General features: G+C 59.0%; 22 protein-coding genes. 14 read left to right on the forward strand and 8 right to left on the reverse strand.

Annotation, left to right across the window (positions count from 1 at the left end; genetic code table 11):
* The first annotated feature begins 44 nt into the window (after positions 1-44).
* From SYN63AY4M2_RS02845 to grpE, 6 genes are all read left to right on the forward strand, one after another.
* A complete protein-coding gene (locus SYN63AY4M2_RS02845; RefSeq protein WP_011429859.1) occupies positions 45-1,085 on the forward strand; it encodes an NADP(H)-dependent aldo-keto reductase in 1,041 nt (346 codons plus the stop codon).
* Between the two features lie 150 nt (positions 1,086-1,235).
* Complete coding sequence (locus SYN63AY4M2_RS02850) at positions 1,236-2,831, forward strand: S-layer homology domain-containing protein (RefSeq protein WP_240530485.1); 1,596 nt, start codon at positions 1,236-1,238, stop codon at positions 2,829-2,831.
* 130 nt (positions 2,832-2,961) lie between these two features.
* Complete coding sequence (locus SYN63AY4M2_RS02855) at positions 2,962-3,906, forward strand: hypothetical protein (protein ID WP_041438197.1); 945 nt, start codon at positions 2,962-2,964, stop codon at positions 3,904-3,906.
* 63 nt (positions 3,907-3,969) lie between these two features.
* Complete coding sequence (locus tag SYN63AY4M2_RS02860) at positions 3,970-5,190, forward strand: DUF445 family protein (protein ID WP_011429856.1); 1,221 nt, start codon at positions 3,970-3,972, stop codon at positions 5,188-5,190.
* 63 nt (positions 5,191-5,253) lie between these two features.
* Positions 5,254-6,915: a bifunctional UDP-sugar hydrolase/5'-nucleotidase gene (locus SYN63AY4M2_RS02865; RefSeq protein WP_011429855.1), complete on the forward strand. Its 1,662-nt coding sequence runs from the start codon at positions 5,254-5,256 to the stop codon at positions 6,913-6,915.
* Between the two features lie 152 nt (positions 6,916-7,067).
* Positions 7,068-7,805 (forward strand): nucleotide exchange factor GrpE, encoded by a 738-nt coding sequence (gene grpE, locus SYN63AY4M2_RS02870; protein WP_228375447.1) that lies wholly within the window; start codon positions 7,068-7,070, stop codon positions 7,803-7,805.
* A gap of 13 nt (positions 7,806-7,818) precedes the next feature.
* Here the strand turns inward: grpE and SYN63AY4M2_RS14075 are convergent, their stop codons facing one another.
* Both SYN63AY4M2_RS14075 and SYN63AY4M2_RS14080 read right to left on the reverse strand, forming a co-directional pair.
* A complete protein-coding gene (locus SYN63AY4M2_RS14075) occupies positions 7,819-8,220 on the reverse strand; it encodes a transposase (protein WP_240530486.1) in 402 nt (133 codons plus the stop codon).
* A 29-nt stretch (positions 8,221-8,249) separates the two neighbouring features.
* Positions 8,250-8,753: a transposase gene (locus tag SYN63AY4M2_RS14080; RefSeq protein WP_346426043.1), complete on the reverse strand. Its 504-nt coding sequence runs from the start codon at positions 8,751-8,753 to the stop codon at positions 8,250-8,252.
* 219 nt (positions 8,754-8,972) lie between these two features.
* On the opposite strand from SYN63AY4M2_RS14080, the gene hisH reads away from it, so the two are divergent.
* Both hisH and SYN63AY4M2_RS02885 read left to right on the forward strand, forming a co-directional pair.
* Positions 8,973-9,623, forward strand: a complete 651-nt coding sequence (gene hisH, locus SYN63AY4M2_RS02880) for an imidazole glycerol phosphate synthase subunit HisH (RefSeq protein WP_011429853.1) — start codon at positions 8,973-8,975, stop codon at positions 9,621-9,623.
* 6 nt (positions 9,624-9,629) lie between these two features.
* The gene (locus SYN63AY4M2_RS02885; RefSeq protein WP_099884109.1) at positions 9,630-10,091 is read left to right on the forward strand and encodes an EVE domain-containing protein; all 462 of its coding nucleotides are present in this window, start codon (positions 9,630-9,632) and stop codon (positions 10,089-10,091) included.
* Between the two features lie 56 nt (positions 10,092-10,147).
* Here the strand turns inward: SYN63AY4M2_RS02885 and surE are convergent, their stop codons facing one another.
* Positions 10,148-10,927 (reverse strand): 5'/3'-nucleotidase SurE, encoded by a 780-nt coding sequence (surE, locus tag SYN63AY4M2_RS02890; protein WP_011429851.1) that lies wholly within the window; start codon positions 10,925-10,927, stop codon positions 10,148-10,150.
* A 372-nt stretch (positions 10,928-11,299) separates the two neighbouring features.
* On the opposite strand from surE, the gene SYN63AY4M2_RS02895 reads away from it, so the two are divergent.
* On the forward strand, positions 11,300-11,965 hold the full coding sequence (locus SYN63AY4M2_RS02895; RefSeq protein ID WP_011429850.1) for a Crp/Fnr family transcriptional regulator: 666 nt from the start codon (positions 11,300-11,302) through the stop codon (positions 11,963-11,965).
* Between the two features lie 42 nt (positions 11,966-12,007).
* On the forward strand, positions 12,008-12,877 hold the full coding sequence (locus SYN63AY4M2_RS02900) for an alpha/beta hydrolase (RefSeq protein WP_099887194.1): 870 nt from the start codon (positions 12,008-12,010) through the stop codon (positions 12,875-12,877).
* Here the strand turns inward: SYN63AY4M2_RS02900 and SYN63AY4M2_RS02905 are convergent.
* Positions 12,817-13,419 (reverse strand): Ycf51 family protein, encoded by a 603-nt coding sequence (locus SYN63AY4M2_RS02905; protein WP_240530487.1) that lies wholly within the window; start codon positions 13,417-13,419, stop codon positions 12,817-12,819. The two genes, SYN63AY4M2_RS02900 and SYN63AY4M2_RS02905, sit on opposite strands and share 61 nt — an antisense overlap.
* A 332-nt stretch (positions 13,420-13,751) precedes the next feature.
* On the opposite strand from SYN63AY4M2_RS02905, the gene SYN63AY4M2_RS02910 reads away from it, so the two are divergent.
* Both SYN63AY4M2_RS02910 and SYN63AY4M2_RS13595 read left to right on the forward strand, forming a co-directional pair.
* Positions 13,752-14,834, forward strand: a complete 1,083-nt coding sequence (locus SYN63AY4M2_RS02910) for a dynamin family protein (RefSeq protein WP_168175099.1) — start codon at positions 13,752-13,754, stop codon at positions 14,832-14,834.
* Between the two features lie 287 nt (positions 14,835-15,121).
* On the forward strand, positions 15,122-15,325 hold the full coding sequence (locus SYN63AY4M2_RS13595; RefSeq protein WP_143597114.1) for a hypothetical protein: 204 nt from the start codon (positions 15,122-15,124) through the stop codon (positions 15,323-15,325).
* A gap of 14 nt (positions 15,326-15,339) precedes the next feature.
* Here SYN63AY4M2_RS13595 and SYN63AY4M2_RS02920 read toward each other — a convergent pair whose 3' ends face one another.
* From SYN63AY4M2_RS02920 to SYN63AY4M2_RS02930, 3 genes are all read right to left on the reverse strand, one after another.
* Positions 15,340-16,464, reverse strand: coding sequence for a putative peptidoglycan glycosyltransferase FtsW (locus tag SYN63AY4M2_RS02920; RefSeq protein ID WP_049749724.1), 1,125 nt, complete (start codon positions 16,462-16,464; stop codon positions 15,340-15,342).
* Positions 16,409-17,818 carry a UDP-N-acetylmuramoyl-L-alanine--D-glutamate ligase gene (murD, locus tag SYN63AY4M2_RS02925; RefSeq protein WP_011429845.1) on the reverse strand — a complete coding sequence of 470 codons (1,410 nt, stop codon included), beginning with the start codon at positions 17,816-17,818 and terminating at the stop codon, positions 16,409-16,411. Before murD ends, SYN63AY4M2_RS02920 begins: the two co-directional genes overlap by 56 nt.
* 76 nt (positions 17,819-17,894) lie before the next feature.
* Positions 17,895-18,590 (reverse strand): type 1 glutamine amidotransferase, encoded by a 696-nt coding sequence (locus SYN63AY4M2_RS02930; protein ID WP_099884553.1) that lies wholly within the window; start codon positions 18,588-18,590, stop codon positions 17,895-17,897.
* Positions 18,591-20,149: 1,559 nt separating this feature from the next.
* Between SYN63AY4M2_RS02930 and SYN63AY4M2_RS02940 the strand changes: the two genes are divergently transcribed.
* On the forward strand, positions 20,150-21,100 hold the full coding sequence (locus SYN63AY4M2_RS02940; protein WP_099884119.1) for a DNA adenine methylase: 951 nt from the start codon (positions 20,150-20,152) through the stop codon (positions 21,098-21,100).
* A 9-nt stretch (positions 21,101-21,109) separates the two neighbouring features.
* On the opposite strand, the gene SYN63AY4M2_RS02945 is transcribed toward SYN63AY4M2_RS02940, so the two are convergent.
* Positions 21,110-22,297 (reverse strand): glycosyltransferase family 2 protein, encoded by a 1,188-nt coding sequence (locus SYN63AY4M2_RS02945; RefSeq protein WP_049749723.1) that lies wholly within the window; start codon positions 22,295-22,297, stop codon positions 21,110-21,112.
* A gap of 107 nt (positions 22,298-22,404) precedes the next feature.
* Here SYN63AY4M2_RS02945 and SYN63AY4M2_RS02950 point away from each other — a divergent pair, with 107 nt between their 5' ends.
* The gene (locus tag SYN63AY4M2_RS02950) at positions 22,405-22,749 is read left to right on the forward strand and encodes an STAS domain-containing protein (protein ID WP_099887196.1); all 345 of its coding nucleotides are present in this window, start codon (positions 22,405-22,407) and stop codon (positions 22,747-22,749) included.
* Positions 22,750-22,755 lie beyond the last annotated feature (6 nt).

The following is a 22,755-nucleotide window of genomic DNA, read 5'->3' on the forward strand; positions in this document are numbered from 1 at the left end:
ATGGGGACTGGTGTGCTGTTTAGGGTTGGAGACGGCAAGTTCCCATGCGCTACCGCCAGCTTGGCCACAGTCCTCTGCAGGTTTCGGAGATCTGCCTCGGCACCATGACGTTTGGTGAGCAGAATACCCAGACTGAGGCTTGGGAACAGCTCGATTACGCAGTAGAACACGGGATCAACTTCATCGATACGGCGGAGATGTACCCGGTGCCGGCGCGGGCGGAAACCCAGGGAGCCACAGAACGCTACATCGGCGAGTGGCTGCAGCACCAGCCGCGGGAGCGCCTTGTCATCGCCACCAAGATCACCGGCCCGGGGCGGCCCTGGCACTGGATCCGCGGCGGGTCTCTCTCGATTAGCCGCAACAACCTCAAACAGGCGGTGGCCGGCAGCCTCAAGCGCCTGAAAACCGACTACATCGACCTCTACCAAATCCACTGGCCGGATCGCTATGTGCCCCTGTTTGGGGGTGTGGCCTACGATCCCTCTCAAGAGCGGCCCACGGTTCCCATTGCCGAGCAACTGCAGGGTCTGGCGGAACTGGTGCAGGAGGGCCTGGTGCGCTACATCGGCCTGAGCAACGAAACCCCTTGGGGAGTCTGCGAGTTCTGCCACGTGGCCGAGCAGTTGGGCTTGCCCAGGGTAGTCTCGATTCAAAACGCCTATAGCCTCCTCAACCGCACCTTTGAGATGGGGCTGGCGGAGGTCTGTCGCCACGAACAGGTAGGGCTGCTGGCCTACAGCCCCCTGGCCTTTGGGCTGCTGACGGGCAAATACCTGGGGGGCGCCAAGCCGCCGGGATCCCGTTTGGCCCTGTTCGAGGGCTTTGGCCAGCGCTACCGCAAGCCCAATGTGGAAGAGGCCGTGGCTGCCTACGTGCGCATTGCCCGCCAGCACGGCCTGACCCCTGCCCAGTTGGCTTTGGCCTTTGTGCGCAGCCGTTGGTTTGTCACCAGCACCATCATCGGGGCCACCAACCTGGCCCAGCTCAAGGAAAACCTCAGTTGCCTCGAGGTGGAGCTGTCGCCTGCGATCCTGGCAGAAATTGAGGCGGTGCACCAGCGCTACCCCAATCCCGCCCCGTGAAACTTCGGAAACCGATAGAACTTTTCAGGAGATTTTTTCGTCTAGGGTTACGGAGTGGGTAACTCCATCCGGCTCTTCTTCGATTGTTGATTGTTTGGGCCGATGTCTTTTCTTAGAGCCTTTCTAGCAGGTAGCGAGGAGTTGTAGGGGATGCGTGGGTTTTCTCTTTGGCAAAGTTGGAAGGCGGCAGCCGTGATAGCGAGCTGGGGCAGTTTGTTGCTGGTTGCGGATCCCGTTTGGGCGCAACTTTCCGATATCAGCACCTACTGGGGCGCCCAGTACATCGCCGGGCTCAATGAGCGGCAGATCATCGGCGGCTTCCCAGACGGCACCTTTCGCCCCAACGAGTCGATTACGCGGGCCCAGTTTGCCGTTATCGTCACCAAAGCTTTTGGGCTAGATACCAACGTCCCTGTGCGCCCCTTTGCCGATCCCATTCCCAGTTGGGCAGCTCCCTCCATCGGCGCGGCGGCAGCAGCGGGGTTGGTTTCCGGCTTTCCCGACGGCACCTTCCGTCCCAACGATGTCCTCACCCGCGCCCAGGCCATCACCGTTCTGACCCGCGCCGCCACCAACGGCAGGCTCCTCGAGGATCCCGGTCAAATTGAAGCCATTCTGTCCGGCTTTACCGATGCCAATTTGGTTCCCAATTTTGCCCGCGCCCCCATCGCGACAGCAGTTCAAGAAGGTCTGTTGGTGCTCTACCCTGATCCCACCCGACTGAATGCCCAGGCGGTGGCCACGCGGGGGGAAGTGGCGGCTCTCACCTACCAAGCGCTGGCCAAGGTGGGCCGGGTGCCCAGCCTAGACCCGCCTGTGGGAGCTGCCATCCCCGGGCCAGGGATCCGCACCGAGCTTCTGGCTCAGGTCCCCCCCACGCCTGAGCCCCTGGCCACGCCGGATATCCCCGTGGAGCCGCTGGTGGAAACGCTGCCCGCCGCCCCAGAGGTGAGAACTTTCTTTGCCCGCGAGGAGCTGGGATCCGTCAAGCCGGGAGATACCTTGACGGTGTATTTGCTGGGATCGCCAGGGGCGCAGGCGTCTTTCTCCATTCCCGGCATTGCCTACAACCTGCCCCTGCAGGAAACCCGCCCCGGCCAATACGAGGGCAGCTACACCTTCCGCAGCCAAGACCGGGCCTCGGAAGCGCCAGTATTTGCCCGTCTGGAGCGGAATGGGCTGGTGACCCTGGTGCGATTGCCGGACAAAACCATCAGCATCGGTCGGGTGACCGACACCACCTTCCCCACCATCAGCGACCTGGCGCCGCCCAACGGAGCGGTGACCGACAACCCGCGCCCATCCATCTCCGCTCGCTTTCAAGATGACCAGGGAATCGACCTCAATAGCTTTACCCTGCTGGTGAACAACGTGGACGTTACCGCCCAAGCTCAGCTCAGCCGCACCGGCTTCGCCTACACCCCAGCCGAGCCGCTGCCCACCGATCGACCGACCTTGATTGCCGTCCAAATTGCCGATACCAGCGGCAACACCGCCATCCAGCAGTGGTCTTTCCAGGTGCAGGCCGCCCAGCCCACACCCACTCCAACGCCCACCCCTACTCCAACACCCACCCCTACTCCAACACCCACCCCTACTCCAACACCCACACCCACTCCAACACCCACGCCGACTCCCACACCCACGCCCACACCGGAAGCGACTCCGACCGCAACAGCAACGCCTACCCCCACCCCAGAGCCTGTAGTGGAGCCTTTGCCTTCTCCCTCTCCCAGCCCTTCTTAGGCAAGAGGGATCCCATGAACAGGCTTTAGTGGTGTTTTAAAGGCCAATGGGTTGCCCCTAGATACTACATCTAGTGGGCACGAGCTGGTCAGGATGCTAAGCTACTGCCAGTTGTGACTGGACGGGATCCATGAGCTCAGCGTTGCAGCCGTTTTTGCCGTCGTGGCAAAGGGTTGGCTTTGGGTGGCTGGTGAGTGGGGTGTTGTGGGCTGCGGCGGTCGCTCCCATCACTGCCCAGCAGTTCGAGTTCACGCCCCAAGCCCCTCAGCCAAATCCCGTCCCTACCCTGCCTCTGCTCAGCAACCCGCCCGGCTCCACGGCTCCGCAAGCCCTGCCGCCTGTGCCTCAGGTGCCGCAAATGCCCCTCACGGGGGATCCCCTCCCCCCACCGGGGGATCCGAGCCCGGCCCCAATTCCGGTGGTGCCCGTTCAAGCGGCCCCAGGTGGACCAGCTCCGCCAGGCGAAGCCTACTCCTATCAACGGCGGCCCGACCTCAGCCCAGGGGGGAACCTGGCTGGGGCCGCGCGGGGCGAGCTGCCTGCCGGCACCCGTATTCCTCTTACGGTCTACCGACCCATCACCTTCCAGCCCTACCAGGCCATCAGCGCCAACCTGGAAGTCTCCGAGCCAGTGCTGGATCGCTTTGGCCAGGTGGTGATCCCGCCAGGGAGTGTGGTGTGGGGCACCTTTGAGCCGGTTTACAGGCCCAGGGATCCCCTCAGTCGTGGCGAAGACAATGCCGACCTGCGGAAACAGATCCTCGGCAACCGCTTTGTGGCCAACCGCCTCACCATCGGCCCTTCTACCTATCTCATTAGAGGCCAGTCTGCACTGCTCCCGGTTGGGTTGGATCGCAACGCCGATGTGGGCACCACCGTCGCCCGTGGGGCGGGCTATGGGGCGGCGGGCGGGTTGGCCTTGGGGGTGCTCACAGGGGGATGGGGCTTTTTGCCCATCCTGGCCGGCGGCCTGGCGGGTGCTGCTGCAGGTAGTACCAACATCGACCGGGTGGTGACGCTGCAGCCCAACGCCCTGGTGGAACTGGAACTGAGCGAGAGCCTGATCATCCAATAGCCTTGACAAGAAGCGAGCAGGAGCGGGTCGGTAGAGTAGAGAAGATCCCCCCAAGTTTGCTCCATGGCCCTTTGGATCTACGTCGTGCCCCCCCTGGCCGGGCTGGTGATCGGCTATTTCACCAACGACATCGCCATCAAGATGCTCTTCCGGCCCTACCGGGCCTATCGGATTTTCGGCTGGCGCATCCCCTTCACGCCCGGCCTGATCCCGCAGAACCAGCCCCGCCTGGCCAAGCAGATTGCCAAGACCATCATGGGATCCCTGCTCACGCCAGAGGAGCTGCACAATCTGGCCCGCAAGCTGCTGCGAACTGAGCGCATGCAGGCAGGGATCCGCTGGCTGCTGGGGGTGGCGCTGGATCGGCTGCAAAACCCCGAGCAACAGCAGCAAACCGCTCAGGTGCTGGCGCGCATCTTGGCCGATCTGTTCAACGAGTCGTTGCCCCGCCTGGTGAAGGTGCTCGCCCGCCAGGAGACTTTTTTGGAGGGGCCGATTAACCAACTGTTCGACCAGGTGCTGCTAGAGCTGCGCCTCAACGCCGAGCAAGCCCGGCAGCTTTCGGAGTGGATCCTGAAGCAGGCGCTGCCCCCCAAGGTGTTGCGGCAGAACCTGGTGGATTTTCTCACCGATCGCAACATCGAAGCTTTGGATGAAGAATTTCGCGAGCGGGCCACCGGCTCCTACTGGCTGGTGGCCAACTTGTTTGGCCTCAAAAACGCCCTGCTGCGCCTGCGCACCTATTGCCTGGAGGAGCCGGAAGGGGCAGAGGCCATCTTGGAAGATCTGCTCAAAGACATCAACGCCCCCCGCCGCCTGACCGAGATCCTGCAGAACCTCTCCCTGCAAAACCTGCCGGTTTCCGCCGTACGTCAGTTGCGCCGTGCCCTGCGCGATGGGATCCAAGATTACCTGCGCAGCCAAGGGCCAGAGGTTATCAAGGGGCTGGGGGAGAGCATCGATTGGGAAAAAGTGGCCAGCCTGGTGTTGGGTCGCCTGCGCAACTCCAAGGCGCTGATCGCCTCCATCGATCAGATCAGCGCCGACCTGGCTTTGATCCTGGAGCGCTACCTAGAGCGGGATCTGGAATCGCTGATGATGCAGGTGATCCCCGTGTTGAACTTAGATCAGGTGATTGCCGACAAAGTCAACGCCACCTCCCCTGCTGAGCTGGAGCAGGCCATTCAGCAAATTGTGCGCCAGGAACTGCAGGCCATCGTCAACTTGGGGGGGCTGTTGGGTTTTTTGGTGGGCTGCGTGCAGGTGCTGTTTTTGCTGAGGTGACGGCCCCCTTCCCCAGAAAACGGGAGCTTGGATTGCGGCTTTTGCTTCAGTTACGATATTGGAATGCGGTTAACAATTCTCCACACTTCCGATCTCCACGCCAACCTGCATCCCTGGAACTACTTCGCCGGGATCCCTGCAGAACATGGCTTGGCCAAGCTGGCCACCCTGATCAAGCGTGTGCGAGCAGCCAGCGAGGATCCAGTGTTGCTCATCGACAGCGGCGACACGATCCAGGGATCCCCCTTGGGCACCTACTATGCCCAGGTGGAGCGGGTCTCCCCCCATCCCATGGCCCACGCCCTCAACGCCCTCGGCTACGACGCCTTTACCCCCGGCAACCACGACTTTAACTTTGGGCTGCAGGTGCTGCAGGATTTCACCGCCGATCTCCGCTGTCCCACCCTGTGCGCCAATATTCTCCGCCACAACGGGGATCCGCTGTTTCGCCCTTACCTCATCCGAGAAGAGGCCGGGATCCGCGTCGGCCTGCTGGGGCTGACCACCCCCCGCATCGACACCTGGGAGCGGCCCGACTACATTGCGGGGCTGCGCTTTGCCCCCCTGCTGGAAACTGCCCAGCACTACCTGTCGCTGCTACGGCCCCAGGTGGACGTGTTGGTGCTGATCCTGCACAGCGGTTCCAGCCAACTGCCTCCCCTGCGCAGCCCTGAGGGCTGGCGCAGCCCGGATCGCCGCGGCTGGGCCAGCAACAAAAGCTTGGTGGGGGAAAACGAGCTGCTGGCCCTGGCCGAGCTCGAGGGCATCGACGTCATCCTCTCCGGCCACACCCATCAGACCATTGCCGGCCTGGGGGGGGCCAAGGCCCTGGTGGTGCAGCCCGGCTACTGGGGCAGCCACCTTTCCCACGTGTCTTTGGAGCTGGAGCGCCACGGCGGACGCTGGCAAGTTGTCGGGAAAACTGCCCAGTTGCTGGCTGCGGAAGGGATCCCTGCCGATCCCGAACTCCTGGCCCTGACAGAGCCCTACCACCAGGCCACCTTGCGCTACATCCGCCAGCCCATTGGGCAGGCCCGTTGTGCCTATCGCGGCGGGCTGGCAGCCCGTTTTGGGGCCAACCCCCTAGCAGAGCTGCTCCATCAGGCCCAACTGCAGGCGGTACGGGAGGCCGGCCTTTCGGCGGAGCTCTCCCTGGTCAACATCTGCAGCAGTGCCGGCCTGGCAGCGGGCCCCATCTTTCTGCAAGACGCCTACAGCCTCACCGTTTACGACAACACCCTCTGCGTCTTGGAGATCACCGGCGACATCTTGCGACGCGCCCTCGAGCAAACCGCTGGCTATTTTCGCCAGTTGGATCCCGAGCATCTCCCGGCAGATCCCGCCTCTGTCGTCGCCCCCGAAGCCCGCGGCTACACCTTCGACCTCTACCACGGCATCGACTACTGCTTCGATCTCACCCGCCCTGTAGGCGAGCGCTTGGTGACCCTACAATTTCGCGGCCAGCCGGTGCAGCCGGATCAGACCTTTCGCCTGGCCATCAACCACTACCGCGCCGGCGGTGGGGGGGGCTACAGTATGTTCCAAGAAGCCCAAACCCTCTGGATCTCCGCCGACAGCATCCGCGACTTTCTCGCCCGCCACATTCACACCCATTCCCCCATCCAGCCCATCTACCGCCACAACTGGCACCTCATTCCCAACTTGGCCGAGATCTACTTTCCCCAGAGCTTGGGCCAGCTCCAGGACAGCCTGCTGGTAGGCTAGAACAACTAGGGATCTCAACTGGCTGGCAGAGGAGTCGGTAGAATACGATCAGCACAGAGCCCAGTTTGGCTGATTGCGACGCTGGTTTTGAGACTGCCAAACTGTCGGCACCCGACGTTACTGCTCCTTAATCACGCTTGTCGACATAACCCATGACTGCTGAAGAAAAGCAACCGATGCCCACAGAAGATGCCTATCCTGAACTCCAGGAAGAGGAAATCGACGTAGAAGCAGAGCTGGAGAAGCTGATTTTGGAAGACCGTGAAGCGGAAGCCAGCACCTCCTCTGGCGAAGCCAGCGCTGAGGCTTCTCAGGATCTCAGCGAAACCTTAAAGCAGCTCCAGCAGGAGTTGGAAATAACGCGCCAGCAACTGAAAGAGAAGGAAGAGTCCTACATCCGCCTCTATGCCGATTTTGAGAACTACCGACGGCGTACCCAGCGGGAAAAAGAGGAGTTCAGCCAAAAAGAACGGCAGAAATTTGTGCTGGAGATCCTGCCTGTGGTGGATAGCTTTGAGCGGGCGCAGCAGCAGTTAAAGCTGGAGACCGACCGCGAGCGGGAGGTGCACAACAGCTACCAAAGCGTCTATCGCTTGCTGGTGGAATGCTTGAAAAAGATGGGCGTATCCCGCATGAAATCGGTAGGCCAGCCCTTCGATCCTAACCTGCACGAGGCCATAGCCCGCCAGCCCAGCAGCGAGTACCCCGAAGATGTGGTGGCCGTCGAATATCAACCGGGCTACAAGCTGGGGGACTTGGTGATTCGCCACGCCATGGTGGCTGTCTCGTCGGGCAGCCCAACCTCTGAACCGTCTCCCTCAGACCCAGCCACCCCCAAACCCGAGCCGGAAAGCACGCCTGCCTCTCCCCAAAACCCCCAACATTCGTGACGTACTCCCGCACTCATGCTGACGCATAGAGTGCGGGCTTCCCAGTGACTCCTGCCCAATAGCAGGACATTTCCTGAGCTTGAAGAACGGGACGCCCCACCGCTCTGGATTTGATGACCCTCGCCGAGCTGTGATCCCTGCCAATCCTCAACCCACAGTGCGGACAATCGTGCCACCGCTCATGCAGCTTTTTGGGCACATCTCGACCACACCCCGAGCACCCTTGACTGCTGCCGCGGGGATCCCCTGCAATCGTCAACAGCCCAGCTCTTTCAGCCTTGGCTGCCAAAATTTGCAGGAACTCACCCCACCCAGCATCATCAACAGATTTGGCTAGTCTGCTTCTAGCCAGACCCCTAATAGTAAGCGCCTCATGAGCAATGTGCTTCCCCTTACTTAACAACTTCTTTGCCATCTTGTAGTGAAAATCTTTGCGCTGGTTGGCTACTTTGTAAAACCGTCGGGCAAAGGGCGGTGTTGGACCAGCTTGACCGGCCCAACCTTGGGCAGATGGATAAACTGCCCTCGAATGCAGTCCTGCTTCATCTGAGGGAAGGTGAAGGAGCGATACCGCCCTACTCCCTTAAACCTAGGCCTGCCTGCCCTTTTGCCGTTGCGGTCACCTTTTAGCCATCGGTCAAAGGCCCTTTGCACCCGCTGTAGGCAGTTTTGGAGCACCTGGGAATGAATCGCTTGGTATTCGGGGAAGAGAGCCTTTGTGTTTACCAAGTCTCGTTTCTGGGAGTCGAAGGTGGGCTTGTCTTTCAACACAGGCAGATGGCAGACTGTCAACGGGCAAGCGTGGCTGTTGCAGCGATTCTGCTCCCACCCGTTGAACCGTTCTGCCAGGCGATAGTTGTACTGCCTACGTAGCAGCTGCAGCCATTGCTCCATTAGAGCTATCTGGCTGGTGGTAGGACGCAAGCGGTACTGGTAAGCGGTTCTCATGATGAATGCATTGTACCTGTTGAACGCTCCCGCCTCTCATCCCGACTCTGGCCGGCCCGCCCCCCTACATCCCCCCGTATACGGGGGGACTGGGGGACTGGGGGGCTGGGATATAGGGGGGTACAGAGCGGGGCTTCCAGGACTACGTCCCGCTAGCGCGAACGGCGGATTAGCTAAAACCACTATACTGATAGGCTCTTGAAGGTTTCAGGAAAAGCCATGAAAGCCGTGCGCCTGGCGGTGATCGACTATGATGCCGGCAACCTGCATTCAGCTTGCAAAGGGCTGGAGCGGGCCGGGGCCGAGGTGCAGCTAGTCACAGAGCCGGCTGGGCTAGCGGCTTTTGATGGCCTTGTCCTGCCCGGCGATGGGGCCTTTGACCCAGCCATGCAGCAGTTGCGGGCGCGCGGCTTTGGGGAGGCAATCCGACAAGCCATCGAGCGGCAGCAGCCTTTCTTGGGCATTTGTATTGGTTTGCAAGTTTTGTTCGAAGACAGCGAAGAGGGGACAGAGCCGGGGCTGGGCATCGTGCCGGGGCGGGTGCAGCGCTTTCGACCGGAGCCGGGCCTGCGCATCCCCCACATGGGCTGGAACCAGTTGCACCTTACCCAGCCCGACTCTCCCCTTTGGGCAGGGATCCCCGAGCAAAGCTGGGTTTACTTTGTCCACTCCTACCACGCGGTGCCCAAGGATCCAAGCTGGGTGGTCGCCACCACCCAGCACGGCAGCCAAACCTGTGTGGCCGCCATTGCCCGCGGCACCTTGTTTGCCACCCAATTTCACCCCGAAAAGTCCGGCCCTGTAGGCTTGAAGATATTGCAAAACTTTGTCGAGTTTGTTGCCCGTCGCTTGCCTGCTGCCGGCGCCTAGCGTTTCATGAACTACTGGCTGATGAAATCGGAGCCCAGCGTCTACAGCATCTGGGATCTGCAGCGGGACGGCCAAACCCTTTGGGACGGCGTGCGCAACTACCAAGCCCGCAACTACTTGAAGGCCATGCAGGTTGGGGATCGCGCCTTTTTCTACCACTCCAACGCCGACCCCCCCAGCATAGCCGGCCTGATGGAGATCGTGGAGACTCAGGTGGTGGATCCCAGCCAGTTTGATCCCACCAGCCCCTACTACGATCCCAAGTCAACCCCTGCAGCGCCCCGCTGGCAGACAGTGCGGGTGCAATTTGTTGCCGCCTTTGGGCGCTTGATCCCTTTGGCCCAGTTAAGGGCCACTTTTACCCCTGCGGAGTTAGAAGTGGTGCGGCGAGGCACGCGACTGTCGGTGATGCCTGTTCCCCAGGCTGTGGCAGAACGGCTGCTGGCCTTGGCAGCCGTTCCCCTCTAGGGTTTCCCCTGGCTGCGATCCCGGCCAAGCCTGCTTGCCCTAGGCCATTTTTGCTTTCAAAAGCCAAAGGCTGAGAGGCCCCAGCGCTGCAAGCTCTCGAAAGCGGCGTAGGCCGTTAAATCCGGCTGCAGGGGCGTAATCGACACATACCCCTCGGCAACCGCCCGCACATCGGAACAGGGATCCACCTCCTCTTCCACCACCTCTCCTGCCAGCCAGTAGTAGGCCTTGCCGCGGGGATCTACCCGTTTCTCGTAGAGATCCGTGTACTTGCGCCAGGCCAGGCGGGCCAAGACCATGCCGCGTATTTCAGCCAACCCTAGCGGGGGGACATTGACGTTCAACAGCATCGGCTTCTCTAAAGGCTTCAGGCTCAGCTTCTCCAGCAGCATCAGCACCACCTGGGCCGCCGGCTGAAAATCCTGGTGGGTAAAGCTGGCCAGGCTCACGGCTAGGCTGGGGATCCCTTCCAGCAGCCCTTCCATGGCTGCCGAGACGGTGCCGGAATAGAGCACATCAGTGCCCAGATTGGCTCCCTGGTTGATGCCGGCAATGACCCAGTCAGGGGGCTGCTGCAGCAGACCGTCCAGGCCCAACTTGACGCAGTCCGAGGGCGTGCCCGAACAGGCCCAAGCTTGCACCTCTGGCGGAAACCCCTCCCGCACCGGATCCACTCGCAGCGGCTTGTGCAACGTCAAGGCGTGGCCGGTAGCCGAGCGCTCCCGATCCGGACAGACCACCGTGATCTGATGTCCACCCACCTGAGCCAGCGCAGCGGCCAGACATCGCACCCCCGCCGCCTGGATGCCATCGTCGTTGCTGATAAGGATATTCATCGCAGCCACCCCACACCTGTACTCAGACATCCACCAGTCTGACCCCATTCTGCGCCATCCCCTAGCTGGCTGAGTTCGGCGACAAGCTCTGAAAATTTACGGCTTCTTGAGGTTATTATTGGACGTAGCCTTTTGAACAATATCAGTAGAAACCCGATGTCGCCCCATAGGGTTCAGTGCCATTATGAAGCTAAGGTAAAGTAAGCCTGTAGGTTCTCTCCTCTTTGTTTTGCCCCCTTGCGGTTTCCCCATCCTCTCACGACTCCGTTCCGCGGACGCGAAGGCGAAAGCGTTGTGTTGCAACAGTAGCCAGGTAAAGCTGGGGAGTCTGTAAAACCCATCAGGTCGCTCGAGCGACAGGAAGTTGATCCCATGACACTTGTTTCCATCACATCGGCAGCAGAGGCTCAGGAATGGCGGGAACTCCGCCAGTGGGCCGAAGAGCACTACCGCTCTCGTACGTTTCCTAAAGATGTGCGCATTCCAACTCGTCCGGGATTGGTGTACATCCCCCAAGAGGGCGTGGTGCGCCTGGTCAGCCAAACGCCGGAGCGGCGGGAGGTTTTTGTCGGGTTTATCACGCCCGGGGTGCCCTTTGAGCTGAGCAACCCGGAGCGCTTTGAGCTAAAAGCCTGCACCCATGTCGATCGCACGACGGTGATGTGGTTTTACTGGCAGGATTTGGAGCAGTGGCCCTATCTGCACCAGAAAATTCAAGAAAGCTTCCGCCAGCAACTGCAACGCAAGTTGCTCTGGCTGGGCAACTTGGGCCAGCGTCGCGCCATCGACCGCCTGAAGGGCTTTTTGACCTTGTTAATCGACGAGTATGGGCAGCCCTGTGAGCAGGGGATGTACCTCCCCTGGCCCCTCACCCACGCCCAGATCGGGGATGCCATTGGTGCCACCCGCGTGACGGTTACTCGCCTGCTGGGATCCCTGCGCTCGAAGGGGTTTGTGCAGGTGCTGGATCAAAACTTAATCTGCATCCCCAACGGGGTGAAGCTGCAGCCGACGCCAAAAAAGGCGGCCAGCGCCTGACCCTGCGATTTCAGTGCAATTTCAAAGTGCTCTGGTAAGCCGATGGGCCTACAGCTCCACTGTCGTGTTTGGGGAGAAGGGATCCCTTCGCTGCCCATCCTGCTGCTCCACGGCCATCCGGGCAATGCCGACTGCATGGAAGTTTTTGCCGAGGCGGTGGCGGGGATGCACCCCTGTGTGGCGCCGGATCTGCGCGGCTACGGGCGTTCGCAGGTGCGGGATCCCTTTGAGATGTCGGCCCACCTGGAGGATTTGCAGGAGCTGCTGGATCGCCTGGGCTGGCGGGAGTGCCTGCTGCTGGGCTGGTCGCTGGGCGGGATCCTGGCCCTGGAGCTGGCCTTGCGGCTGCCGGGACGGGTCAAAGGCTTGGTCTTGGTGGCCAGCGCCGCCTGTCCTCGTAGCAACCATCCCCCCACCGATTTTTGGGATCAGCTCAACACCGGCATTGCTTCGCTGCTCAACTGGCTTTGGCCCGGCTGGAGTTGGAACATCAACACCTTTGGCCGCCGCTCTCTCTACCGCTACCTAATCCAGAGACATACCCCGAGAACCTATCGCTACCTGGCCCAGGCAGCTTTGCCGGCTTACCTGCATACCTCTCCTCAGGCTCGCCAAGCCCTACGCGCTGCCCTTCGACAGGGCTACAACCGCGAGGGAGAGCTGCACCGCCTGCACCTGCCGGTTTTGATTCTGGCTGCGGAGCAGGATTGCCACATCACTGTTGCCAGCAGCCTAGCCACGGCCCGCCTTCTCCCTCAGTGCACCTGCATTGTCTATCCCAACGTGGCCCACCTCTTTCCCTGGGAGATCCCTGAGCAAGTAGGGCAAGATCTGCGCCGCTGGCTGAGGGCTCAGGATTGGGCCAAGGGAGGCTCTTGCAAAGTCCCCTCAGAGGGCGGGGCGGCCTCCTGAGCCTGGGCTAACCTACGCAGCCGAGCAAAGGCCTCTTCCTCCAGCCGGATTTGCTGCTGCTGTTGTTCTTCCGGGGTGCGCAGGCGTTTTCCCAGCGGCTGTTGCAGCGTGCCCAAAAGTAAGGGCTCGGAGACTCCCGGCTCGGGGTGGATGACAGTGCGGGCCTGCAGGGTAAATACCGGCGAGCCGGTAGAGAAACGACCAGAGGAGGCCAGATCGCTAGCTGCCTGCTTCAGCGTAAGGATCAGTTGCTCCGGGGTGATATCTGGGCTAACGGCAATGACCGCCCGCTCCGCCCCTTGGTCATAGACAGTGGTGTAGGGAGCAGCCCCGGGGATGCGGGAGCGGAAAATGGGCCCTAGGCTCAGAGCAAAACAGCCTGCCGTTAGGACCAAGGTAAAGGCCGTGTAGCCCACTAGCGAAAACTTCCAAGGCCAGTTGCGTATCCAGGCCAGCAGAGTGAGCAGCGCCAGGAAGACCGCTACTCCCAGCCCCACTTGCGAAGCAGAGGCGAAGAAAGATTGCAAAGAGCCATCCATCATTCGCAAACTACCTCTTGTTGACCCCAGAACTGCCGGCGGCTATGTGCATTTTAGATCCATTTCTTTGTGCTACTAAATCAGCATTGCTGTCAAGAAGGACGCTGAAAAAATGCGAAGAAAACGAACCACGGTACTAGCGAAAGGACTATAATGCCGGCGAAGCGGCTTGAGAGCTGTCGGCATGTCATCTTAACTCTATCTGAAGGAGCGCATCACAGGCTTGATTCTACGATCCCTCGGTAGCCCTGCGGATCGCAAGAGAGTCACTGTTCACCCTTGGCAACCTCACTGCTGGGATCCTCAGCGAATACCACGACGTCATTAGCAGCTCTGTGCTGCTGGAAAAGCTGCAGGCCTTTCGGGTTGTCTACGAAGAGGCTGTTGCCCGCCTACAGAAGCCCTCCTTCCGGATTGCCACCATTGGCACCACCTCTTCGGGTAAATCCACTATTGTGAACGCCCTCATTGGCCGGAAAATCGCGCCTATTGAGGCCCAGGAGATGAGTGCCGGGATCCTGCGGATTAGGCACAGCGAGCGGAGCAGGCTAGTTATCCACAATACCGAAGGAGCTACCTGGGAATGCGGCACGTGGGAAGACCAGAGGGACGAAGAAATCTACAGCCGGCTCAAGCTGACGATGGAGGCCTACCACCAAGAGCGGCGAAAGAAGAGGAAGAAGAGGGATGAAGCGGAGGTGGGCATCCCTCAGGTAGACGTTGAGTGTCCGCTGCTGCCGGTCAGAAACCCTTTTCTGTTAGGCCTGCCTGAGGGCTTACAGGTCGAGATTTATGACTTGCCTGGCCTAAACTCAATTCAAGATAGAATAAGCCTTAGGATTATCCAAGAGCATGTCAGCAAGTGCTTTAGCTTTGTTGCACTGGATTACTCTCAGACAGATTGGCAAGGACGGGAAACTCTCTTGAGAGAGCTAAAGGATGTCGTAGAGTTTCTCAGAGGTCAAACCAGTTTGATGGTCTTCTTGCTCAACAGGGTTGACATGCGGAATCAAACCGACAACCCTCTAGAGCAAAGGATCGAGGAGCTGAGGGAGGAAATTCAGGAGATTCTGGCTCTTCCAGAGCCGCCTTGCATCGTTCCTCTTTCTGCTATTGCACTCTTTTATGCTCAATGTGCCTGGGGAGCTAACTCTTCTGAAGCGTCGGATGTAGATCCCAGTACCAGGCGGTGGATGGTCAGCTCTCTTTTTAAAGACTGCTATAACTTCATTAAAGCCTCTACGAGAGGTGATAAGGAGCTGAGGTCGTGGCTACTTAACCTCGAGAACAGCATCGAGGAAGGACAGGAAATATCCGAATTTTTTTCTCTGACCAAGCCCATCAGATCCCTGTTGAGCGCCAGGTCCACTGCCTATTGCTCAGCGATATTGCTCTCAAGGGTTGGGCGGTTTCCCTAGCGGCGGAATCCCAGCTTCTGCTTAAACATGGGTACCTTCAAGATGCTGTTGATGTCCTAAACTTCGAGGTCCCTCGTTTCCGGGAACTGAGCGAAAGGTGGTGTGCAGCTCTCTTGCCAGCGGATCGGCCTCAGCTCCGGACGGCCTATACGTACAAGGCTTCTGGCTTCGCTGGCCGCATCTCTAGCGAGCGCATCCAGCGCATTGCTCGTCTTTCCCCATTTGATCGAGGGCTTACGCCAGAGCAGGTCTTTCTCAGAGAAAAGAATTTTTCCGTCGAGTTTCAGATGACCTATTTCCAGGAGCTGGACAAGTCTTGGCACCTTTCCCAAGCTGCTTTAGCCGAATACCTAGATACCCTCAGCGAGCTCACGGAGCGCCTCGAAGGTCTCCAGTCTTTTGCTCACCTCTGTCGAGAGCTTAACCAGGCGGATCCCTACCGATTGATCCCCTCTGAACCCCCAAGTCTTTATCTACTGGCTACCGAGTGAGAAGCTTACAGGCCTTAGCCCACCTCGCGGGCGGCCCGGACCAACAGCCCCGCCATGATCAGCCCCGCCAGGATCGAGCTGCCGCCGTAGCTAAACAGGGGCAAGGGCACCCCTGTAGTCGGCAGTAGGCCGCTGACCACGCCGATATTCAGCAGTGCCTGCCCTACCAAAAACATCAGACAGCCGCAGACCACCAGCCGGGCAGGCAGGTCGAGACAGCGCCGCATAACCCGCAAGCTGACCCAGGTGTAGGCGCTCAATAGCCCCAGGAAGAAAAGGGATCCCACCAGGCCAAACTCTTCTGCATACACAGCAAAGATGAAGTCCGTGTACTGGATGGGCAGGTAGAACAGCTTTTGTAGGGAAAGACCATAGCCTTTGCCCCACCAGCCACCTGAGCCAATAGCCAAAAGGCTCTGCACCAACTGGTAGCCGTCCCCCTGAGCATTCCCCCAGGGATCCAAAAAGGCTAAGATGCGCCGCCGCTGGTAGTCTTTGCTGAGAATGCTCACCCCAGCCGCCAAGATCCCCAGTCCCGCGGTAGCCAAGAGGGTAAAAAGGGGGAGCCCAGCCGTCCAGGCCATGACCCAGAGGGTAAGGCCGCAGATGGCGGTGGTACCCAAGTTGGGCTGGATGAGGATCCCCAGCAGCGCCAAAGCAAAGAGCCCGACCCAGACGCCGCGAAACCAGAGGGGATGGTAAAACCAACGGCCAAACACCCAGGATCCCTGCAGCACCAACAGGGGCTTGAGCAATTCCGCAGGCTGAATAATCGGGATCACCTTTAGATCCAGCCAGCGGCTGGCATCCAGGCGGGAAACCCCCAGACCTGGCACGTGGGTGGCCCAGACCAAGCCAATGCCCAGCAGGCAGAGGATCCCCGCCCAGGGGAACCAGCGCTGCAAGGGGATGCGCACTAGGATGGTGAAGCAGACCAGCCCCAGCCCTGACCAGAGCACCTGGCGCTTAAAAAAGTAGAGGCCATCGCCGGTAGTCTGCTGCGCCACCGGGTAGGAGGCGGAAAACAGCATCGCTAGTCCCATCCCCAACCAGACCAGCGTCAGCCAGCGCAGCCAGCGGGCTTCAGCATTCCAGGGATCCCACAAGGGCTTGGCAGCAGGCGCGGAAGTGGTGGCCACGGTGCTCAAAGCTGGAGTACTGGTCAAAGCTGGCACAAGCAGGCGAGAGCAAGACGGTGATGGGCTGGGCCGGATTGTCCAGGGCTTGCGCTAGGGAGCAAGCAGCTACAAAAGCCCTTTCCACCGCCACATCTAGCGTTGGCAGGATCTCGAGGTCAGTATAGCGGATCTCCTGGAGGGCCTGGGCCAGGGCAGGGGCAGCCTCCCCAATGAGCAACACGCGGGCCACCTTAGCCTGAATAAGCCGCAGCCAGGCTGAGGGGTCCCCCTGTTTGGCCCTTCCACCGGCAATGAGGATGATGGGCGGGGAGAGGGCGTTGAGGGCCACCCAGCCGGCCTCGTAGTTGGTGGCTTTGCTGTCGTTGACAAAGCGGATGGGGGTGGATCCCACCTGGATTTGGGCTACCCGCTCCAGGCGATGGGGCATGCCGGCAAAAGAGCGGATGGCTCCTTGAATGGCAGTGTTGGGGATCCCGGCCAGATGAGCAGCCGCTGCCGCTAGGAGCAGGTTCTGCAAGTTGTGCGAGCCTGGGCAGCGCTCGGCAAAATCCTCCAGCTCGGCTACCGCTTCTCCCTGGATGTAAAGAGTGCTCCCCCGCAGGAAAACATCCGCTTGCGGATCTTGCAGCGAAACCCAGTAGGTGTTTTCCCAGTCCTGCCGGCGGCGAAAGAGGTAGGGATCCTCGCCGTTGACCACCCGCCACTGGGCCCGCTGCAGCAGCCGCGCCTTAAAGCCGGCGTAGCGCTCCAGGGTGCCGTGCCGCTCTAGGTGATCGGGGGTGAAAGTTGTCCACACCCCAATGCGGGGCGGGCTGCCGGGGGAGCTCTGCATCAGGTGGCGGCTGGCTTCTAGTTGGTAGCTGCTCAGCTCTGCCACGATCCAAGCCGGCTGCCGCCGCCCTTGCCAGGTTTCTAGAGCCACTTGCGACAGAGGTAAGCCGATGTTGCCGCAGGGGATCCCTTCGAGCCCTGCCACCTTGAACATCTCCGCCACCAGGGCCGTGGTGGTGCTTTTGCCGTTGGTGCCCGTGATCCCCACCCAAGGCAGGTGCTCAAGAAACGGCCAGGCCAGCTCCGCCTCTCCCACCACCTCGATCCCTTGCCGCCGCGCCTCTTGCAGCAGCGGGTGATCCCAGGCAATGCCCGGGCTGACCACCACCTGCTTCACTCCCGGCAGCAGTTGAAAAGGCTGGCCCAAGTGGACAGGGATCCCTTCCCGTTCCAGCTCCGCCTGCCGTTGCCGCAAGAGCTCCGAATCCTGCTCGTCCCAGACCCACACCTCTTTTCCCTGGGCCCGCAGCAGCCGTGCAGCCGACCAACCCGCGATCCCCAGTCCCAAAACCTGATGGCCCACGTCTATCCTCTTGGAACTTTGGCTTGCAGATCTGCATCTTACGGCTTTGGCCGCTCTCTAGAGCGCAGCGCGGGGCCTAGGGATCGGAGCGACAGAGAAAGGAGAGAACCTCGCCCATTAGACGGTTTATGGCTTGGTACTTCTCAGGGGAGGCTGAGAGGATCTCTGCTTCCGACTGCACATAGGTAGATGGCAACAGTTCGTTGCGGCAGTGGGAGACAAGCCCTTGCACCAATTCTGGCGTGGTTTCCAAGTGAAACTGGAGGCCGATCACTGAGCGTCCAAGCTGAAAGGCCTGGTTCTCACAGCCTTCGCTCTTGGCAAGGTGAATTGCACCAGGGGGCAGCTCGAAGGTTTCCCCGTGCCAGTGAAAAACCTCAATCGAGGGCGGGAAGCGAAAGGTTAGCTCATCAGGGGGCTGTACCCCTCGTACCGGCCACCAGCCTATTTCCTTAACACGATTTGGAAACACTCGGCTACCCATTACGCTGGCAATCAGTTGCGCCCCCAGACAGATGCCCAAAATGGACTTGCCGGCCTCGATGGCATTGCGGATAAACTCCTTCTCCTGACCTAGCCAAGGAAATGCACTTTCGTCATTGGCACTCATGGGGCCACCCATGACGATGAGCATGTCAAATTCATCTAGGCTCGGCAATCTCGTCGATTCAAAAAACCTTGTGCCCGTTACAGGGTATTCCTTGGCTTTGAGCCAGGACTCTATATAGCCCAGACCTTCAAAGGGCACATGTTGTAAGTAATGGACACGCATGCTGATTTCGATGACTAACACCCCAGCATAGCATAGCTCCTGTAACTTCCCTGCTGATCGTAGCATTCCTAAGATATTCATGATAGGAAAATCAAAATTCTGTTCCGTTGTATAAGGAACAAAAAGAATGCACCTGACTGGCCACTCCTCTTCTCTTAACCTCTGGCTCACTTCTTCTAAATACGCCCTAACCTATTTACAGCAACGATAGTCCGCCCCATCCCAAAAAATCGCTATCCTTTGTTCTTTTTTCTCAAGTCTTAAGTACTCTATAAACGCTCTCATGCTTTGAGAATCTGCCTTATTATATACTTGCAACAGAAACTCTCTCTTGTCATAATCTAATGCCCCAAAGTAACTTCGCCTCCCCCTGATATTCTTAATATCGGCCGCAATCTGTTCTCCTTTACCCCCCACCTCTATCCACAAAGGTAACCTCATAGCGGGTGACGCTCATCTACCATAAACACTGTTAGCTCCCCCTTGTCCATCAGGAGCTTCTACTTTTTTGCCTTATGCCGTATCTCTTTTTTTGAGCAACTGCTTCCTCATTCTTCTGGGACTGCCTCTTCTAAACTTTCCTTCAGCTCATCGCAATAGCAGCAGCTTTTTATTCGGGAGAGAGATAGGGCTTTGAGCCTCGATAAGCTAGAGCAAGTCCAGCAGCTCCTTGGTTTGGGAGTATAAGTTCCGGTTGCTGATAAAGCTTGATGACACTTGCAACACGTCACAGACCTAGGGGTGAGTATGGCCTTGGAGTGTTGTTTTGACAGCTAAGGCTTGCCCCAGCTCTCGGAGATCGGGGTTGCTGTCTACGAAATCCACGAGCCCCTGCATTAAATCCATCTTGCCCCCGATCACTAATCTGTATTAAGGTTGCTATGTGCTTCTGCAACAGCAGATGAAAACCACTGCTACTGGACTCCGGAGATCGGCTGGTTCTTGAGGGTGTGGCACCGACAAAAAGTAGAAACCACAGCCACCTACTTGCAGTGGTGGACTGCCGACGGGAATTTGCTTCTGGGGGAATTGAACAAGTAGGGCAGGAGCGGCAGTAGCAGCCCTCGCCCAAGTCCGTCAGGAACAGCAGCGCCTAGCCGCAAAGCTTCGGGAGTTGGGTGGCGATGGGAGAGCGCAGGGGTGGTGAAAACAAACGAAGCTGATTGTCTGTGAGGAGTTTTCTCTATGTCAGGAAAAAGAACAGCGCCTAAAAGTGGTGACGAATTAAAGCAGCGAGTTGTTGCTCTGGCACAATCTCTTGGATTGAAGACCAGCACGAAGGCTGTGGGGGCAACAGCGGTATATTGATGTGGTCATTAGCGATGAAAAAAGCGGCAAGCGACTGGGAGTGGAGTGTAAGTTTCAGGCGACGTCAGGCACAGCGGAAGAGAAGATCCCTGCAACCATTCAAGATATGGAGCACTGGCCTATTCCAGGGATCGAGGTAATTGACGGCGAAGGGTTTTCAAAGAACATGCAAGGATAACTGATGTCTACTGAGAAAGTGGTTTGGTTCAGCGATTTAGAAGATTGGTTACGTTTGTATTTTGGATTGTAACATGAGCGATTTGCTTCTTCCGCGACCTTTTCTAAAATGGGCCGGTGGCAAGACACAACTGACAGACGCCCTATTAGAGCGGATGCCGGTCTATTTCAGAACTTACCACGAGCCTTTTGTTGGGAGTGGCGCGCTTTTCTTTCGCCTGTATAGAGAATGCAAAATCAAACAGGCGATCCTTTCCGATATCAACGCTGAGCTGATAGATACTTACCTGGCTATTCGCGATCATGTTTGGGAAGTTATTCAACTACTCTCCGAATTTCCACACAATGAAAGTTTTTATTACCAGATTCGAGAGAAAGATCCTTGGTCAATGGGTCTTGTAGGACGAGCAGCGCGCATGATTTACCTGAACAAGACAGGCTATAATGGTTTGTATCGCGTCAATCGGCAAGGAAAGTTCAATGTTCCTTTTGGGCGATATAAAGCTCCAAAGTATCTAGACAAGGACAATCTTTTAGCTGCATCCCTTGCTCTACAAAATGTTGAAATTTTGTGCGTGCCATTTGATACGGTTGTTGAGAGGGCCAAGCCAGGCGACTGGGTGTATTTCGACCCGCCTTACGTTCCTGTCTCGCAAACATCAAACTTTACCTCCTATCATGCCAGTGGCTTCGGCCTAGAGGATCAAGAGCGATTACGAGACATTTGCATTGACTTAAGCAAGAATAAGGTGTACATCATGCTTTCTAATTCTGACACCGCAATCATTCGCTCTTTGTACGCTATGCCCTTCTTTGCTATTGATGAAGTTCAAGCAAACCGGGCTATCAACTGCAAGGGGACAAAACGAGGCAAAATCACGGAGCTAGTGGTCACAAACTACCCTGTTGAAAGAGCGGTGCAGCTAGGCTTACTCGATCAGGGGTTGCCTTATTTGAGGGCCACCCAACACTCGCTTGCGCCTGCTGTCACTCCGCTGCGCTTCGCGGGGCAGGTGAGATCCTGAGGCAGTCGACTAGTAGGTGCGCCCGCGCCAAGAGCGGGGGCGGCTGAGGGCTGACAAGATCACCCGCAGGACAGCCAAGGGATCCGCCAGCGGCGAAGCCCAAAACGTCCAGGGGGGATCCTGATAAGAGCCGCGAATGCCCATCAGCACCCCCAGTCGCAGGGCCAGCAAGCCCAGGTTGAGCCCCAACAACACTTGCTCTGTTAGGGAAAAGGGGAACCCCAGCCCGGCCTTGATCCCCAGCCCCCCCACTGCCAAGAGTGGGATCCCTTGGGTAAGCACCAGCAGGGCCATATCCCCCCACAGTTGGGCCCTGGGGGTGGCGTCTTTCAAATCCAGGGATCGGCCCCACTCCCGCCAAGTTTCGGCCAAAGAGGTGTACATGCGCACCTTGAGCAGGTGCCGACCGTCGCAAAAAGCTACTTTAAAGCCGGCTGCCGCGATCTGCCGCACCAAGGTGACATCGTCGCAAAAGGAGGCCCGCGCCAGGGTATAGCCGTTCATGGCTTCCAGCACCGAGCGGCGCACCAACATACACTGCCCATTGGCCATCGTCCGCTCCGGCAAGTGGGGAGTCTCCCCTGCCGCCCCATAGCGGTAGATCAGGGTTGTCAAAAGAGCTGGCTGCAGCCAGCCTTCCCCCCAGTGCTGCAGGATAAACTGCGGCGCCAGGGTGATGAGATCCAGCTTTTTGGCCTGGGCAGTTTCCAGCAGCCGCTCCACCAGGCCCGGCTGGGGGCGGGTGTCGGCATCAATGCCCAAGATCCACTCAGAGGCGGGATCCGACTGGAGAAATCCATAGTGCAACGCCCAAGGGCGACCGACCCAGCCGCTGGGCAGGGGATCGTCGGTAACGAGGCGAAAGCGGGGATCCCGCGCGGCCATTTGCAGCACTTTTTCGCGGGTGCCATCCTGGGAGCGGCTATCCACCACCAGAACTTCGCGCACAACCGCTCCCTGGCGGTGCAGCCCTTCCAGACAGGGATCCAGGCGCTCGGCCTCGTTGAGGGTGGGCAGCAAGACGCTGACCAGGCCCGTCGGGAAGGGGATCCCCGCTTGGCCAGGGGGCAGAGGGGAAGGGCGCCACAAAGAGGGCAGCAGCCGCGCCAGCAACACCGCCGCCATCGGCATCTGCAGGGCCAACAAACCCAGGGCAGCCGCATCCCCCAACCAATCCGGGATCCCGTGCGTATCCATTAGAGCTACCTTCCCACATCTCAAATAAAAGTTGCCCGGCGGAACCCAACCCGGTGGCTTTGGTTCAGAATCAATGTGGCTCCCGCCCTTGACTTTCTCAGCCTTTTGTGAATGTTTCCACCCGGCTCAGCCCCAAGGGATCCCTTGTTACCCTCGTCAAGCTTCCGCCAGGAAAGCTGGATCCGGTTCTGGTGCGCCAAGAGCTGGGCACGGTTCTCGCCGAGAAACCAAGACATCTCTTGCTGGATCTAAGTCAGGTTCCGCTGATCGACAGTAGGGGGGTGTCGGCTTTGGTGTGGGCAAGACGCCTCTGTTCCGCTGCCGGCTGTCCTCTCAAGCTCTGCAGCCTGGGAGAACAAGCGAAGCTGGTTCTCAAGGTTACCCACCTAGATTCCCTCTTCGAGATCTATCCCTCGGTGGAAGCGGCCCTCAAGGAGGTCTCCGAGTCTTGAGGGGGA

Source organism: Synechococcus sp. 63AY4M2, assembly GCF_002760475.1.
Taxonomy (GTDB): domain Bacteria; phylum Cyanobacteriota; class Cyanobacteriia; order Thermostichales; family Thermostichaceae; genus Thermostichus.

Excerpts from the sequence above, each read along its gene's own strand:
- SYN63AY4M2_RS02845 (WP_011429859.1), top strand. The coding sequence starts at position 45 with ATGCGCTACCGCCAGCTTGGCCACAGTCCTCTGCAGGTTTCGGAGATC.
- SYN63AY4M2_RS02850 (WP_240530485.1), top strand. The coding sequence starts at position 1,236 with ATGCGTGGGTTTTCTCTTTGGCAAAGTTGGAAGGCGGCAGCCGTGATA.
- SYN63AY4M2_RS02855 (WP_041438197.1), top strand. The coding sequence starts at position 2,962 with ATGAGCTCAGCGTTGCAGCCGTTTTTGCCGTCGTGGCAAAGGGTTGGC.
- SYN63AY4M2_RS02860 (WP_011429856.1), top strand. The coding sequence starts at position 3,970 with ATGGCCCTTTGGATCTACGTCGTGCCCCCCCTGGCCGGGCTGGTGATC.
- SYN63AY4M2_RS02865 (WP_011429855.1), top strand. The coding sequence starts at position 5,254 with ATGCGGTTAACAATTCTCCACACTTCCGATCTCCACGCCAACCTGCAT.
- grpE (WP_228375447.1), top strand. The coding sequence starts at position 7,068 with ATGACTGCTGAAGAAAAGCAACCGATGCCCACAGAAGATGCCTATCCT.
- SYN63AY4M2_RS14075 (WP_240530486.1), bottom strand. The coding sequence starts at position 8,220 with ATGGCAAAGAAGTTGTTAAGTAAGGGGAAGCACATTGCTCATGAGGCG.
- SYN63AY4M2_RS14080 (WP_346426043.1), bottom strand. The coding sequence starts at position 8,753 with ATGAGAACCGCTTACCAGTACCGCTTGCGTCCTACCACCAGCCAGATA.
- hisH (WP_011429853.1), top strand. The coding sequence starts at position 8,973 with ATGAAAGCCGTGCGCCTGGCGGTGATCGACTATGATGCCGGCAACCTG.
- SYN63AY4M2_RS02885 (WP_099884109.1), top strand. The coding sequence starts at position 9,630 with ATGAACTACTGGCTGATGAAATCGGAGCCCAGCGTCTACAGCATCTGG.
- surE (WP_011429851.1), bottom strand. The coding sequence starts at position 10,927 with ATGAATATCCTTATCAGCAACGACGATGGCATCCAGGCGGCGGGGGTG.
- SYN63AY4M2_RS02895 (WP_011429850.1), top strand. The coding sequence starts at position 11,300 with ATGACACTTGTTTCCATCACATCGGCAGCAGAGGCTCAGGAATGGCGG.
- SYN63AY4M2_RS02900 (WP_099887194.1), top strand. The coding sequence starts at position 12,008 with ATGGGCCTACAGCTCCACTGTCGTGTTTGGGGAGAAGGGATCCCTTCG.
- SYN63AY4M2_RS02905 (WP_240530487.1), bottom strand. The coding sequence starts at position 13,419 with ATGATGGATGGCTCTTTGCAATCTTTCTTCGCCTCTGCTTCGCAAGTG.
- SYN63AY4M2_RS13595 (WP_143597114.1), top strand. The coding sequence starts at position 15,122 with ATGACCTATTTCCAGGAGCTGGACAAGTCTTGGCACCTTTCCCAAGCT.
- SYN63AY4M2_RS02930 (WP_099884553.1), bottom strand. The coding sequence starts at position 18,590 with ATGCGTGTCCATTACTTACAACATGTGCCCTTTGAAGGTCTGGGCTAT.
- SYN63AY4M2_RS02940 (WP_099884119.1), top strand. The coding sequence starts at position 20,150 with ATGAGCGATTTGCTTCTTCCGCGACCTTTTCTAAAATGGGCCGGTGGC.
- SYN63AY4M2_RS02945 (WP_049749723.1), bottom strand. The coding sequence starts at position 22,297 with ATGGATACGCACGGGATCCCGGATTGGTTGGGGGATGCGGCTGCCCTG.